We start from the raw sequence: 511 nt of genomic DNA on the forward strand, positions 1-511 counted from the left end.
CAGAGTTTCTTGGTGTAAAGCTCAGCACGCTGCTGACTCATGTTTATGGAAGCATCCCAGAGCAAGTCGATATCGGCAGTTTAAACAACTATCACTCCACCTTATCTCGCAAAGATATTGTTCGTTATCAGCCAATTTTGGCGTACCAGCAAGATCATCATTACATCAAAGTGAGAAATCAAGGCCCTCACTGGGTGATATACCCTCTCAGTCAATATCCTCAATTGGATCACAATGAATATCATGCCCAAATGGTGTGGCAAGTTAATGAGATGAAAATAAAACAAAAATAATGAAGTTATCAGAAGCTTACCCAATTAAACAAAAAAATTATTCGACGACCAGCAAAATGCTCCTTTTGGTTTTTGCCACTTCTTTATTGCTCGCAAATGTCATATTGCTCCAACAAACTCGGGTCTTAGCGCAAAGTTTTACTGATGAGCAAAAACAAGCGACATGGTTTTTATTCCAGTTATCGAAAGAGCTTTCTGAGCTCGTCAGTGAAGCACGT

At 39.7% G+C, this 511-nt stretch carries 2 pseudogenes; both read left to right on the forward strand.

The window, feature by feature from the left end:
• Positions 1-293: pseudogene (locus R7Q48_RS31330) on the forward strand (oxidoreductase); the annotation flags it as partial.
• Positions 293-511: pseudogene (locus R7Q48_RS31335) on the forward strand (GGDEF domain-containing protein); the annotation flags it as partial. The pseudogenes R7Q48_RS31330 and R7Q48_RS31335, both read left to right, overlap by 1 nt.

It is taken from the genome of Vibrio sp. 378 (assembly GCF_033339435.1).